Source organism: Quyinboa ferrireducens (assembly GCF_042436675.1).
GTDB lineage: Bacteria > Bacteroidota > Bacteroidia > Bacteroidales > UBA5342 > JBHJHP01.
On record NZ_JBHMVA010000004.1, the window covers coordinates 75146 to 90037 of the forward strand.

At 37.0% G+C, this 14892-nt stretch carries 14 protein-coding genes and 1 tRNA gene; 4 read left to right on the top strand and 11 right to left on the bottom strand.

Going from position 1 to position 14892, the window contains the following annotated elements; genetic code table 11:
* Positions 1-3: 3 nt before the first annotated feature.
* Positions 4-1338, bottom strand: a complete 1335-nt coding sequence (locus ACE01N_RS08305; protein WP_380587003.1) for a T9SS type A sorting domain-containing protein — start codon at positions 1336-1338, stop codon at positions 4-6.
* 9 nt (positions 1339-1347) lie between these two features.
* Positions 1348-1761 carry a hypothetical protein gene (locus ACE01N_RS08310; protein ID WP_380587006.1) on the bottom strand — a complete coding sequence of 138 codons (414 nt, stop codon included), beginning with the start codon at positions 1759-1761 and terminating at the stop codon, positions 1348-1350.
* A gap of 153 nt (positions 1762-1914) precedes the next feature.
* Here ACE01N_RS08310 and ACE01N_RS08315 point away from each other — a divergent pair, with 153 nt between their 5' ends.
* The gene (locus ACE01N_RS08315) at positions 1915-3453 is read left to right on the top strand and encodes a YifB family Mg chelatase-like AAA ATPase (RefSeq protein ID WP_380587009.1); all 1539 of its coding nucleotides are present in this window, start codon (positions 1915-1917) and stop codon (positions 3451-3453) included.
* Positions 3454-3907: 454 nt separating this feature from the next.
* Here ACE01N_RS08315 and ACE01N_RS08320 read toward each other — a convergent pair whose 3' ends face one another.
* Positions 3908-5584, bottom strand: a complete 1677-nt coding sequence (locus ACE01N_RS08320) for a hypothetical protein (RefSeq protein WP_380587011.1) — start codon at positions 5582-5584, stop codon at positions 3908-3910.
* Positions 5585-6161: 577 nt separating this feature from the next.
* Here ACE01N_RS08320 and ACE01N_RS08325 point away from each other — a divergent pair.
* Positions 6162-8297: a YCF48-related protein gene (locus ACE01N_RS08325; protein ID WP_380587014.1), complete on the top strand. Its 2136-nt coding sequence runs from the start codon at positions 6162-6164 to the stop codon at positions 8295-8297.
* Positions 8298-8457: 160 nt separating this feature from the next.
* Here the strand turns inward: ACE01N_RS08325 and ACE01N_RS08330 are convergent, their stop codons facing one another.
* Together ACE01N_RS08330 and sfsA are read right to left on the bottom strand one after the other, a co-directional pair.
* A complete protein-coding gene (locus ACE01N_RS08330; RefSeq protein WP_380587017.1) occupies positions 8458-8763 on the bottom strand; it encodes an MTH1187 family thiamine-binding protein in 306 nt (101 codons plus the stop codon).
* Between the two features lie 15 nt (positions 8764-8778).
* Positions 8779-9495, bottom strand: a complete 717-nt coding sequence (sfsA, locus tag ACE01N_RS08335) for a DNA/RNA nuclease SfsA (RefSeq protein ID WP_380587022.1) — start codon at positions 9493-9495, stop codon at positions 8779-8781.
* A gap of 75 nt (positions 9496-9570) precedes the next feature.
* Here sfsA and ACE01N_RS08340 point away from each other — a divergent pair, with 75 nt between their 5' ends.
* Complete coding sequence (locus tag ACE01N_RS08340) at positions 9571-9987, top strand: DUF6565 domain-containing protein (RefSeq protein WP_380587025.1); 417 nt, start codon at positions 9571-9573, stop codon at positions 9985-9987.
* Positions 9968-10477 (top strand): paraquat-inducible protein A, encoded by a 510-nt coding sequence (locus ACE01N_RS08345; RefSeq protein ID WP_380587029.1) that lies wholly within the window; start codon positions 9968-9970, stop codon positions 10475-10477. The genes ACE01N_RS08340 and ACE01N_RS08345 overlap by 20 nt, the downstream gene beginning before the upstream one ends.
* A gap of 516 nt (positions 10478-10993) precedes the next feature.
* On the opposite strand, the gene radC is transcribed toward ACE01N_RS08345, so the two are convergent.
* The 6 genes from radC to ACE01N_RS08375 all read right to left on the bottom strand — a co-directional run bounded on the left by radC (position 10994) and on the right by ACE01N_RS08375 (position 14862).
* Positions 10994-11686 carry a RadC family protein gene (gene radC, locus ACE01N_RS08350; protein WP_375729006.1) on the bottom strand — a complete coding sequence of 231 codons (693 nt, stop codon included), beginning with the start codon at positions 11684-11686 and terminating at the stop codon, positions 10994-10996.
* A gap of 105 nt (positions 11687-11791) precedes the next feature.
* Entirely contained in the window at positions 11792-12043 is a 252-nt protein-coding gene (rpsT, locus tag ACE01N_RS08355) for a 30S ribosomal protein S20 (protein ID WP_375729007.1), read from the bottom strand.
* A gap of 27 nt (positions 12044-12070) precedes the next feature.
* Positions 12071-12142, bottom strand: a tRNA-Glu gene (locus tag ACE01N_RS08360).
* Positions 12143-12296: 154 nt separating this feature from the next.
* Positions 12297-13274 carry a dihydroorotate dehydrogenase-like protein gene (locus ACE01N_RS08365; RefSeq protein WP_380587034.1) on the bottom strand — a complete coding sequence of 326 codons (978 nt, stop codon included), beginning with the start codon at positions 13272-13274 and terminating at the stop codon, positions 12297-12299.
* Between the two features lie 56 nt (positions 13275-13330).
* The gene (locus ACE01N_RS08370; RefSeq protein ID WP_380587037.1) at positions 13331-14005 is read right to left on the bottom strand and encodes a YggS family pyridoxal phosphate-dependent enzyme; all 675 of its coding nucleotides are present in this window, start codon (positions 14003-14005) and stop codon (positions 13331-13333) included.
* A 113-nt stretch (positions 14006-14118) separates the two neighbouring features.
* The gene (locus ACE01N_RS08375; RefSeq protein WP_375729010.1) at positions 14119-14862 is read right to left on the bottom strand and encodes a porin family protein; all 744 of its coding nucleotides are present in this window, start codon (positions 14860-14862) and stop codon (positions 14119-14121) included.
* Positions 14863-14892 lie beyond the last annotated feature (30 nt).

Sequence of the window (14892 nt, forward strand, 5' to 3'; positions counted from 1 at the left end):
AAACTACTGAATAATTAGCTTATGGACCGAGATACGATTGTCAATATCGGTAGTTCTGAAGATATAAATGCCACGACTTAAGGCATTCAAATCAACGGTTGTACTTCCGGAATATATAAAATCACTGATCAATACCTTACCATTCAGATTATACACATCATATTTTGCCTGCACTTTTGAATTTACAGTGAAAATATTGTAACCGGTCCTTAACACATTTATATCACTGTTATAAATTGCATGATGATATGAATCAGGAAGATCCATATCTGTAATATTCATTGTAAAAACAAAATCACTTGCCAGTGCATAAATTGAATCCCCAAGAATACCTCCGGCATCAAAAATAGTTTCACCTGGAGAATATGCATCCCAGTTTTGTCCCCAGTCTGTTGTTAAAGCAGTTTTCGAAACGGATCCTACAGCCAGTATGTTTTGCTGTCCCAGATAGAACAGATCGTTGCATCCTACCGAACTGAGCTTGGAAAAGCTGTCGTCTTCACGGAAATAATCATAAATACCATCACTTGTTGTTGCTATCAGATAATGATTATTGTCAGCCTCAACGATGTTATATACATAAAAATTTGCGTCGTTTTCATTAGCCGTTACCAAACCTGCAGTTATGTCTACCCATTTGCCATTTTGAGTTGTGTATAATGTTTTATTGCCTCCCAGAAATCCAATAGTATCCTTAAAAAATATCGATTTGATACTTGTTCCCTCAAAGTCTGAGTTAAAGATATTCTTCCAGCTTTCACCAAAATCAGAAGATGTGAAAAATGCACTGTGTTTATTTTGTTCTGTTCCATTTGTTTCGACCCAGTTAGCGTAGGTATAGATATTCTTTTTGCCATCCATGGCAACATTAATAATATCAATGGAATAAGAACTATCTGCAAATGCATCTGTTGCCGGAATATTGGATGCATCGCTAATGGCAGCATAATTGAAGATATTCCAGTTTGTCCCTTTGTCGTACGAAATCAGTAACATAGAATTGACATAATCTTCCGGTTTTGCATCGTCCGTAAGTTTAATCCTTTTCAGGCAGGTGAGAAGAGTATCACCGTATACAGCCAGATCATAATAGTCTAAAGCCTCAGGATCAAATTTACCAATGGAGTCGGGAAGGTTAACATCATGCCAACTCTGCCCGCCATCTGTTGTTTGTTTAATTACTGAATTTAATCCCACAATAACTGCTGTATTTTCATCTACAACTACCATTTTTTGCAGGTTGGATCCATCCGCAATTTTTTTTTGGTTCCAGGTAACTTGTCCGCTAATGGTGTTTAAGGCTAAAACACTAACCAGAATAAATAATGATAAACGCATAGTACTAATTTATAATTCAAGGAGTAATTTATGTTGGTTTAAAAAATCTTTTGCATCGGTTTCTGTTTTAAAAATATCCTGTGGCGCATCAAACCATATCTCATCTTTTTCAATACCAATTTTATAACAGTTAAACTGGTCAAAAAGAGATACTTTCTCAAGTGCTTTACATCTTACACCTCTTAAAGAAACATCTAAAATTTCACAATGAACAGGTTTTCCAAACATTGCCTTTCCACCTTTAGCGTATACAACAAGCCCCCAGGCATCCACACCTTTTTTTAACCATTCAGGATTTGTTTTGACGATCGGATCATTTAAAATAATAAACCGTTCATCGTTATTTACCGCTTCCGTTTTTTGACATGACGTATTGGTAAATACAATGACAATGAAGAAAATATATAATGTTAAAAATTTCATTCTTTGTTTAAAAAAAGTAAAAATATAAAAAATGGCCAGTTCATGCCAATAGAACACTTATAAATAAGCAAAGGACTCCTGTTTTAACATTTGATTTGCAAAACAGCGCAGAAATTTGTTTTTTTATAATACCGAAACACTTAAAACTAAACCATGCTCGTAAAAACTTATGCCTCTGCTGTTATTGGTATTGATGCGAAAACAATCACCATTGAAGTTAATGTTTCAAAAGGAATAAAATTTTTTCTGGTTGGTCTGCCGGACAGTGCTGTGAAAGAAAGTCATGAACGCATTGTATCTGCCGTAAATGAAATAGAACTTAAGTTACCCAGAAAACAGATTATTGTAAATATGGCACCAGCCGATATTCGTAAGGAAGGTGCCGCTTACGACCTTCCGCTCGCCATTGGTATTCTAGCCGCATCTGAGTACATCAATTCCGACAGACTGGAAGAATATGTAATGATGGGAGAGTTGTCACTTGACGGACGGTTAAAGCCAATAAAGGGTGTTTTGCCCATGGCTATAACAACGCGTCATGAAGGATTTAAAGGGATTATTGTGCCTGTGGAAAATGTGAAAGAAGCCGCAGTAGTTGACGGGATAGAGGTTTACGGTATGGAAACTCTGAAACAGGTGGTGGATTTTGTAAATGGTGAGTTTGATCCTGATCCTGTTAAGGTTAATACACGGGAAGAGTTTTTCCAGCATCTTGGAACAGGCGAGCTGGATTTTTCTGATGTGCGCGGACAGGAAAATGTAAAAAGGGCTTTGGAAGTTGCAGCTGCCGGTGGGCATAATATAATTCTGGTTGGACCTCCTGGTTCCGGAAAGTCCATGTTGTCCAAACGAATTCCATCTATTCTGCCACCGTTTACATTGCGGGAAGCGCTTGAGACGACCAAGATACATTCTGTTGCCGGCAGGTTGGATTCGGGTACGTCTTTAATGACTACACGGCCATTTCGCTCACCTCATCATACAATTTCAAACATTGCACTGGTCGGAGGTGGAACCTATCCACAGCCGGGTGAAATATCACTGGCACACAACGGCGTATTGTTTTTGGATGAGATACCAGAGTTTCAGCGTACGGTACTTGAAGTGATGCGGCAGCCACTGGAGGATCGTAAAATTTCCATTTCACGGGCAAAATTTTCAGTGGAATATCCAGCCAGTTTTATGCTGGTAGCTTCTATGAATCCATGTCCATGTGGGTATCACAACCATCCGGAACGGGAGTGCGTATGCGGACCCGGAGCTGTTCAACGCTACCTCAGCCGCATTTCGGGCCCCTTGCTTGACAGAATAGATATACACATTGAAGTGGTTCCGGTATCGTTTGATAAAATGGCTGATAAACGGCCATCGGAACACAGCGCATTAATACGGGAACGGGTGATGAAGGCAAGACAGATTCAGGATGAACGTTTTAAGGATAAAAAAGATGTGCACTGCAATGCGCAAATGAGTTCTAAAATGATCCGTAAATACGTGGAACTGGACGAAGCAAGCCTTGCCATGCTGAAAAATGCCATGGAAAAACTCGATCTTTCTGCCAGAGCATACGATCGTATTTTAAAAGTTTCCCGGACCATTGCTGATTTAGCCGGTTCAGAAAATGTACTGGCAGAACACATTGCCGAAGCCATTCAATACCGTAACCTTGACCGGGACAGCTGGAGTGAATAATTTCTCTCTTCGTATAAAACCTTTTCCAAAGTTTTTACCTTTGTAAAAGCTAGCTTTCAAAATAGTGGAAACCGGACTTGACGGTACTATTGTTCGGCGTAGCGTTTTACGCTACATCTTTAAATCGTTAATGTTTATCAGCCATACCTTCATCGTGGGTATTCGCTTTGCTATAAAGCCTGACATTGCATTTCATGAGTAATTGGTCAGGTTTTCAGTCTGTATTTGTCGTTGAACAAATTGTAATTGGTTTACAGTGTAAAAGCCGTAATGTTTTAACGTGTTTTGTATCCAGTCCGACGGACTGAATACACTAACCCGGTACACCGTACCGGGAAGTAGCCAAAGCGCAGCATTAGCCTGAAGGTCTGAAGTGAGATCAGATTAAATTTTTTTATAGATGTTGTATTAACCACAAATCATGTGAATATTATTTATTTATAATGCGGCATACCTAAAATGTCCTTTTAAAGAATAAAATGCTTCGATCTGAAGTGTTAACTGCAATTAGTCTTCCCTGATTATCGATAACAATGCCATTGGATGATAACTGGTTTTCACCAATTTTTGCAAGAATTTTACCCTCAGCATTAATCTTATAAATACCGTTTGATGTACCCATATATATATATTCACCTTCCTTTATCATATAATTTACTCTAAAACCAAAATCCCAGGTTTTAATAAAAACACAATCGGAAGTATACCATTTAACAACATTGTCATCCGAAACAAGTAATTTATTATTATAGCATAATATGCCCCGGGGATAAGTAAAAAGATAGTCTCCCACACCTTTGGAACCCCATGAATGCACCTGATTATAGTTATTATCGAATTTGAACACTCTGTTCATATTAATATTGGATACATAAATATTTCCATTCTGGTCTATATCAGCGTCGTTAAATGTTCCACTATTTTCGAGCCATTTATGAATAATTTCACCCTTTCGGTTTAAAAGAGTCATATTTTTATAAGTGTCAGCAACAATAAGGTTGCTGTCCTTTGTCCATACCATTCCTCTGGGTTCGTCTAATGTGGCAAATATTTTGATAAAATTTCCATCTTTATCAAAGATTTGAATCCTTTCATTTCCTCCATCCGATACATAGATATTATCGTTTTTATCTACGACAATGTCATAGTGAAAGTTAAAATTACCTTCTTCACTTCCTCTTTCACCTATACTTTTGATTAGCTGCCATTTTTCATAAACATATCCATTTCTTATTTCTGAAAAGTTAGTATAACCAACTCTTTTATTATATGCCTTCAATTTATAGAAACAATCAATTCCTGGTTGTAATTCAGAATCTTCAAAAAGCAATTCCGTATCGGTTGAATCTATAATTTCAAACATTAAGGTATCGGAGATGGATTTATATAAATAATATTTTTCGGCTCCCTTTATTTTTTCCCAGTTAAGAATTATGGAACTTGTACTGTTGTTTACAGTTAGATCAAATGAATGTATTTCCTTGTCAAATGGACTTTTGAAACCACTCGCAACTTCACTGAATTCACTAAATTCCTTTTCTGAATTATAAATTCTGATTTTGTAGAATGTGTCATCAAAATTCTCACAATCAAAATCTTCATAGTATTTATTTTGTGTTTCTCCAATTTTTATATAATTATTAGTAGTTATATTATATTTATAGATTTCAAAAGTATTGTTAGCAGGTTCAGAATTCCATGTAATTTTAATTCTGTCCACATAGTCTCCTTTACTGGCAATTACTTCAATTGGACGGGATAAAGTTGCGGTATAGTTTTTAATAATATAGCCATAATCATATTCACTGAACTTGCTATAACTTCTATCGGAATTGAATACTCTCACCCTGTAATAGAATTTTCTGTCAGGTTCTTTTATTGTGGTATCAGAAAAAAAATTGTCCGAAAGCTCTTTAAACATGATATAATCCTTATTCAAACTATCATATCTGAAAATCTGATAGTTTTTTGCTTCCTCGACTATATTCCAACTAATATTAATTTTATTCGTGAATTCTCCTTTCGTCACATTAAAATTTGAAGGTATCTCTAAATTTGGCAGATACTCATCTTCTTTACATGAAGTAAGGATGGCAATAAAACAGATAATTAAAATTTCAATTTTTTTCATTAGGACTTTTTTTAAAATAATTATATAAAGTGTAAAATCAACAAACCAAAACAAATATATAGTTTTTATAAAAACTATAAGTACCATATTTAAGATTTGTTGAACTTGCGTCTTCGGATATCTTATTACCCGGATATCTTCATTCGGTACAGGTTCTATCTTCGTCTATAAGTAATCTTAATTATTTTCGCGTAGCTTCTCGTACTTAGTATTTTTGTTTCTTCCAGTCATCCTATGTTTTGCATAATACTTTTTGTGAAATTCCTTCGTTCGTCAATCGACGGATACTTCCTTTTTAGAAATCTTAGATTTTTGATGTATTCTTAGATAGTATGGAAAGATTTAAATTTGAGATATTAATATAAACTCAAAAAGAAAACCGGTAAGTAAACTATTCCTCTGGTTAAGCGATAGTCCAATCTCCATAATTAAGTTTTACCGGTCTTTCAAGAAATAAAAAACTATATAAAAATTTAGTCTTTTGCAATAAAGGTTTTTAGGATTATTTCAAATTCCTATGATGACATTTTAAGTGTTTTCCGATGTCATATAAATTATGATAGTAAAACTATTAATTATGGCATCACATAAAATTATCAAACACAGATTGTTATTGATATCTGCCCTGGTGTTTATGCTTGTTTCAAACGTGGTATTGGCACAATGGAGATATCAAAATCCTAAGCCTCAGGGCAACACGCTTAATTCGGTATTTTTTACGGATGAAAATACCGGTTACGCCGTTGGTTCAATCGGTATTATTATGAAAACAACAGATAGTGGTGTAAACTGGGACTATCAGATGAGTGGAGTGTACAGCGCTCTTACTTCAGTTTTCTTTACGGATGAAAATACCGGCTATGCGGTTGGAGCTGATGGAAATATAGTGAGTACAAAGGATGGTGGATCAACCTGGGTGAAATACGATGGTTACGGCGACTGGTTATTTGCTGTGTTTTTTGTGAATAATGATATTGGTTTTGCTGCCGGAGAAAACGGTACCTGCAAAAAGACTACCGATGGAGGCTTAAGCTGGAATGCAGTGAATATTAGCCAGGGAGGAACAGTGTATGACCTGTTCTTCACCAATGCTCAAACCGGGTATGCCGTAGGTGTAGCCGGTCTTGTTAGTCCGCATGGTTTTATTTATAAAACTGAAGATGGCGGTGCAACCTGGGTCGCACAAACAGAAGATGGCAGCCGGCTTAACTCAGTATGTTTTACAGATGATAATACCGGATATGCTGTAGGTTTGGGAGGAAGAATATTAAAAACCGCGGATGGCGGTGAAACATGGCTTGAGAAGGGAGGCAGCACAACATCAACGTTTTCAACCATAGGCTTTACGGATAAAAACACAGGTTTTGCCGTTGGTGGAGGTCAGGTGTTTAAAACGAATGATGCCGGAGAAAGCTGGTTTGAAGTTACAAATCAGGTTGGAGGTAATTCTGCTTCTTTCGTAAATAATGCAGGTTATGTGGTAGGTTCGTACGGAAGTGTGTATAAAACCAAAGATGCCGGATCAACCTGGCTGAAAGCATACAACAGTGTTACGTATTATGACATCAGTTCGATACACTTTTATAATAACGTCGGTTATGCAGTAGGAGAGGAAAATACCATTCTGCACACTACAGACGGAGGCGAAGAGTGGATCAAACAGTCAGTCCCCGTCCATTCAGATTTGAACGCTGTTTTTACCGTTGATGAAAATAATGCCTGTGCCGTTGCTGGTGCAGGTAAAATATTCACCACATCGAACGGAGGAGATGAATGGGTATGGCAAAACAGCAACACGTCAGAATGGCTCACATCTGTTTATTTTATTGATAGCGATAATGGTTTTGCAACCGGCAACAACGGAACCTTAATGAAAACTACGAACAAAGGAGCCGATTGGGAACAGATAGCGCTGGAAACAACAAATGATTTGAACTCTGTGTTCTTTGCAGACAAGACTAATGGCTTTATTGCAGGTGATGACGGCACACTACTTAAAACGTCTGATGGTGGGATCAGCTGGGTCTCACAAAACAGTGGAACAGACGCCACACTTCGTTCAGTTTATTTTACTGATCCGGTTTCAGGTTATGCTGCGGGAGATGATGGAACCGTGCTTAAAACAACAGATGGTGGTGTTACCTGGCGCAGTTGCTCAGATGGCATTAGCGAATTTGTATCCTTCTATTCGGTTTATTTTACAGATGCAGGAATCGGATATGCCGGTGGGTTCGATTATAGGGATGGAAATTTTATTGGCACCCTTTTTACAACAAATGATGGTGGGAACAACTGGCAGGAAATAATACTGGGATTCAGTGGCTGGATAAATTCCATCTGTTTTAGTGATAATAAAACAGGTTATATTGCGGGGAGAAACGGGGTTATTCTTAAAACTACAAATGGTGGAGGAATAACCTTAGCGAATATAATACCGGATGGGGAAAATACCAGTTTGTTTCCAGAACCGAACTATCCTAATCCCTTCAGTTCAGAAACCAGAATCACTTACAGAAATCCTGAGACCGGTCCTGTATCGCTGAAAGTGTTTGATGCCTCAGGCAAAGAAATTTCTGTTTTAGTGAATCAGAAAAAATCGGCAGGATTGTATGAGATAAGTTTTAATGCCGCCGATTTGGATGACGGAGTTTATTTTTACCAGATCAAAACAGCCGGTTTTACTGAAACGCGTAAAATGGTATTACAAAAATGATGATTTAGAAGTTGAAATAGTGATAAATCAGAGTCAGCGTTACCTGGCATTACGGAATTAGCTTCAATCATCAGATTGATGTGCATTGCCAAACTGTAACCGGTTAGGCGTACAGCCTGATATTGTATTATAAAATCTGAAATATATAACTTGAAATAGATTATACCTCACCGATTTTATCGCGAATAGATTGCATCTTTTTTTTCATCCGACCAGGTTCACCCTTGCGAATGTCAAATTTCAATGATGAATAAATACGGTTGCAATCCGGCTCCAGTTGGTCGTAGCAGGTTTTGATCATAACCAGTGCTTCATCCATTGTTTCAGTTTCAATTACTGTTCCCATAGGTGTAAGCTCATAGGTCGCTCCACTGTCCCTTATCACCTTTAGTAAACGACTCACATAATGACTCACACTTTCCCCCTTATCGGTTGGGAACATCGCAAATTCAAGTAACACACTCATTTTAGTATATTTTTATTAAACATTTTCTGTTATTTCCGGCTCAAGAATATAATGTAAAATTTTATGACTCACGATTTCCTCCGGGGTCACTTTAACCTGTAGCGGAATAATCTCAACACCTTTCTTGTGTGCCTCAACAAGTTTCCGGGCATAGTCAGGATCAATATCCCGCGCCGGTTCAAAATGATTCACATCCAGGCGCTGTATGATGTAAAGCATCACGGCTCGCATACCGTTTTCTTTTACATCCATTAATGTCTGAAGATGTTTTAAGCCTCTTGTGGTAACCGCATCCGGAAATTTAGCAATTCCGTCTTCGTTCAATGTTACATTTTTGACCTCAATAAAACAGGTTTCACCTTCTTTTTCAGTCATGATGTCAAACCGGCTGTCCTTGTATTTCACTTCTCTTTTTACAGATGTATATCCGGTTAATCCTGCAATGCGGTCTGCACCGATCTCCTCAAAGGCGAATTTGTTTGGGTTCATGGTGTTGATCCCGACCCAGTCACCATTAATTTGTATCATTTCCCAGGTAAACTTTGTTTTTCTGTTCGGATCTTTTGCCGGTGAAAGATAAACATCGGCGCCAGCTTCCAGACAACTCTTCATGGTTCCTGAATTGGTGCAGTGAGCAGTTATGATTTCGCCGTTTTCGAGTTTTACATCAGCAAGAAAACGTTTATACCGTTTTATGAGTGTACCTTTGATTAATCTGGTTTCAAATTTCATTTTATAGTAATTCGGTGTAACTTTATAAAGGATTTTTACGTTCTAAAAATACTGTTTAACTTAAGATTAAAACGAATGAAGACCTCTAAAGTTTTTTTTGTCATCAGTGTTATGCTTATTTCTGTACTGAATAGTTGTTCGTTTGAGCCGCGATCCAAAGATGCCTATCTTGCCCTGTTCAACAGTTTTGTTGAAAATGTGGGAGAGTCGTATAAAGACTATACGGATGAAGTGTGGGAGAAAAAGGATAAACAGTTCAATAAATTTACGGACGAATGGTATTTAACGTTTAAGGAGGAACTGGACGTAAAAGAACAAATTACCGTAAAAAAACTGGCCATAAAATATGCACTCTATCGCAATGGAAATGACCTGAAAGGAGGGCTGGAAGAAGGACTTAAAGCGTTGAAGGAGATTGGCGAGGAATTTTTGAAGATTCTTGATTCAGATTCAACAGACGATAAAACAAAGATTGAAATATCGATTGAATAGCAATGGAAAGCCTGATTTAAGGTGGTACCTTGCTGCTATGTTGTTAATGCTGGCAGTATTTTTCTTTTATCTGGGACTTTCACTGCCCATTATGTCGACCAAAAAGCAGCTGATTATTTCTTTTGGTTATACCGAAACAACATTATGGGACTCAATTGTATACTTCTGGCATGGGAAAGAATATTTTCTGGCTTCTGTTATTTTCTTTTTTACTATTGTGTTTCCCATTGTTAAATTTATTCATCTGGGAGCTTCTCTCTTTTATCCGCCTTTTAAAAAAATGAAGTTGTTTAATCTTTCACACTATATTTCTGATAAATGGAGCATGCTTGACGTATTTATTATCGCATTGGTTATTTTTCATATTAAAATGAATTCGCAGGTTGTTGTGACCAGTCTGAAGCCGGGAACCACATTTTTAGCTCTTTCTATCATTTTAAGAATGTTGTCTAATGAGCTGGGCATTAAGCGCATTATAAAAGAAACCTGAATAATACGCTGTGCAATTATATACACATTTTTAGAACTTTTTTCATTCTTCAAGAATCATCCTTTCAGAACGAAGGGAGTTTGATTTTATGTACCAGCCTGATTTTTTATTGTTGAATCCTGATGTATTTATTATCAATTTAAGATTAATTAATCTTCTTCAAATCACCTGATTATACGAATAAATGCGATTTAATTATTAATTATAAGTAAAATAAATGCATTAAAAATTAGGATTTAGTATTAATATAATGTAAATTTGTTTTGTGATTGCTTAATTTAATATTAAAAAACAATTGTTATGAAGACGGTCAACGCTATTAAACAAAAACTCTATAGAGCTTTCATAGGGTTTGGCGAGCTGATTATCAGAGTTAAAGGTTACCGGTATGAGTAACCATTAACTAAATGTTCTGTTTTGCAGGTTCTTTTCTTAGTAATCTCAAAATGGATTTGTTAAGTTAAAAAAAGGTGCCTTTTCAGACACCTTTTTTTATGTCTATAACTGGAGTATGTTTTAAATTATTCCCTCATCAGCCATGCTGTAATACGAGCTTTCGCAAATAATCAGGTGATCCAGTACCGAAATGTCAAGTACTTCTCCTGCCTTTTTTAACTTTTTTGTAATCTGAATATCAGCATCGCTTGGAGAATTATTTCCTGATGGATGATTATGACAAAGGATGACACTGCTGGCCAGTACTTCCAATCCAGGCTTAAATACAAGTCGTGGATCGATTACAGTTCCGCTTACACCGCCCTGGCTTAGCCTTCGTTTCGAGATTATTTTATTAGACCGGTTCATGTACAGTACCCAGAATTCCTCATGGTTTAAATCTGCCATAACGGGCTGAAACAGTTTGTACACATCTTTACTTGACGTGATTTTTTCCGTTTGGCTTACTTCGTGCAGATTTCTTCTTTTGCCCAGTTCCAGAGCAGCGACTATTGTTATTGCCTTCGCAGGTCCTATGCCTTTAAATTTTTTTACAAGCTCATCCACACTGAGCTTTCCAAGTTTAGGAAGATTGTTGTTCGCTTCGGCCAGAATTTTTCTTGAAAGTTCTACCGCAGATTCTTTCCTGGTACCGGAACCTATTAGAATGGCAAGTAGTTCGGCATCGGAGAGGGCAGAGGATCCTTTATAAAGCATCTTTTCGCGTGGACGATCCTCCAGTGCCCAGTTTTTAATGGTGATGTTGGAGCTCATTTTAGTTTGGTTTGGGTATTTATCAAACCAAATTTAAGAAATCTTAGGGCACAAAAAAAGCCTTTCAAATATTTGAAAGGCTTTAAAATATCTTTAAAGCGGTCCTTAAAGAGCGTTCACGTGTTTTGTTAAACTCGATTTTAAGTTACCTGCTTTGTTTTTGTGGATCAGGTTCTTTTTAGCAAGCTTATCAAGCATTGAAGAAACTTTAGGTAACAACTCTGCAGCTTCAGTTTTGTCAGTAATGCTTCTCAACTTGCGAACTGCGTTACGCGCAGTTTTTGCATAATATCTGTTATGCAATCTTCTTGCCTGTGTCTGACGAATTCTTTTTAATGCTGATTTGTGATGTGCCATTAATCTGTTCTTTAATCTTTTAATTTGTAGCCCGTAGGGGAATCGAACCCCTGTTTCAAGAATGAAAATCTTGCGTCCTAACCCCTAGACGAACGGGCCAACATGTGTTTTTTTGCAAACTTTTTTCTCGTTTGCGGCTGCAAATATAGACTGTTATTTTAATCGCACCAAATATTTTTTTAAAAAAATATGAAAATTATTCCGGTGTGTTAAGAACAGATTGATTTACAGCAAAATTCAATACTGAAATTCTCTATTTATGCGATGAATAGTACTTCATGAACTGTACACGCTCGTAAAATGCAGGGTCCTCACTATTGCTGTAGTTCAGTTTCCCTCTGAAATCTTTCAGGGTATTAAATCCCTTTTGATTCATCCATTCTTCAAGTGCAGTGGTCATCTGTGAAACAATACCATTTCCGTTCTTATAAAGAGCTGAACAAACCTGTACGGTTTGAGCACCGGCCAGAATAAGTTTTATGACGCTGTCCCAGTCATGAACACCAGTGGATGCTGAAATATCGATATGGTCTGTCTGCCCTGATGTAATGGCAACCCAACGTAATGTATTGTGAAGGTCGCTTGGAACACTAAATATATCTGAAGCGGTAAGTTCCAGTTTATCAATGTTTATATCAGGCTGATAGAACCTGTTGAAGAGAACTACCCCTTCTGCGCCTTCTCCTTTCAATCTGTCTACCACTTTTACAATATTATTGAAATAGTAGCTTATTTTAACCGATACCGGGATGCTGACTACTTTTTTAACCTTACGTACTATTTCATAGTGTTTGTCATCGAATGATGAATCATCCTTTAAAGATGCGTTCATGATAAACACATTCAATTCGAGCGCATCAGCTCCTGCTTCTTCAATGCGTTTTGCAAAATCCACCCATTCACCACCCGAATAGCAATTAATGCTTGCGATAACAGGAATGCTAGTCTGTTCGGAACATTCCCGTACCAGCTTCAAATAGTTTTCAAGATTTTCTGACCGCACATAATTTTTTACATAATCATATGCTTCAGGATAATCCTGACTTTGGTCCATGGCGTTGCCCGCATTCATATTAATCTGTTCTTCGAACAACGATTTTAATACCACTGCTCCAATGCCTGCTTTCTCAAGTTCCAATACTTTTTCTACGGAGTTGGTGAGGCCGGAACTACTAGCAATAAGTGGGTTCTCAAGCTCAAGGCCTAAATAAGAAGTCTTTAAACTTATCATCTGATATAATGAATTTTATAAAGCAAATATAACTATTCTTGGCTGTGTACCAAAAATCATTTTTTATACTCCCGTTCGCCAAATATAGAACTGCCGATCCTAACCATGTTGCTCCCGTTTTTTACCGCAAGTTCATAGTCTCCCGACATGCCCATGGAAAGGATTGTAAAGTCCGGATCGTTGCTGAAAAATTCGTGCTTTAATGTACTGAAAAAGCTTTGCAGGGATTTAAATTCCCGGTTAATCTGATTTTCATCTTCAACGTATGAAGCCATTCCCATCAGCCCATTAATTTTTACATTCTGAAGCGCTTTAAATTCGTCTGATCTAAGAATGTCGTTGATTTCATCTTTTGATAAGCCAAATTTTGTCTCTTCTTCAGCAATTTTAAGTTGAAGCAAACAGGAAATGATTCTGTTGTTCTTTTCACCTTCTCTATTTATTGTATGTAATAATTTAAAGCTGTCAACACCATGAATTAAATATACAAAAGGGGCTATGAATTTAACCTTATTGGTTTGAAGGTGTCCTATAAAATGCCAGTGAATATCTTTGGGCAGGTGGTCATGTTTTTCCGTCAGATCCTGTACCTTGTTTTCACCAAAATCAAGATGTCCGGTAGCATATGCTTCCATAATCATGTTTTCGGGTTTGGTTTTTGAAACAGCTACCAATGTTACATTTTCTGACAGTGTGGATTTTATCGTTTTAATATTCTCAGCAACCTGCATACAATTAAATTTTACTACAAAAATATAAACCTGCAATGAAATATCGAAAATTAATGCAGTTATAGTTCTTCCGAGGATGGTATAAAAAAAGCCTCCGAAGAGGCTTGAATATTTTAAAAGAATTTAAAGCCGACTGAAAACATCAGCATATTGGTTTTTTGAACAAAGTCGAGTTTGGTTATATCGTTCAGTCCATATTCATATCTTACATCCACATAAAAATTTGCGATATCAAGGCCTGCGCCAACCTGCCAGTTCCAGTTTGCGGTTTCCAGCTCCTGAGCCAGATCAAACCCGTCTTCAAATGGTTTATTAATGGAAACACCTTTCGATTCAATGGTTTGATCTGTTGATACATTAAATTTTGGTGTCAGGTCGATTTTTTCATTTAATATAATGGAAGCTGATGGTCCTGTAAACAGGTTCAGTTTTAAAACTTTAAGGTCAAGCGCTTTTATTCCGAACAATACGGGAATATCCAATGTGGACAATTGTATGCCCTGTGTAACTGCAGTTAAAACAGTTGCATTTTCGGTGCCGGTATTCACCTGGGTATCCACAACGTCCAGGTTCATTTTACCGTTACGAACCACAAAGTTTGCTTCTGGTTGTAAAAAGAGCCGCTTCATTTTGAGCCTCGCAAATAAGCCGATACTTAATCCATTGGACGCATCCTGTATAAATTCACTACCGCTGTATGTAAGCTTTTCGTTACCATAGTATATATTCTGTACTTTGTCAATTGTAAACGTTGATGAAGTAATTCCACCTTTTATGCCCAGATCCAGAGGAGATTCAGCAACCATGCTACTTATAAGAAATACAAGTAATACTCCTGACGAAATTATTCTTTTCATATCTGACTTTCTGTTATTTTGTGCAATATT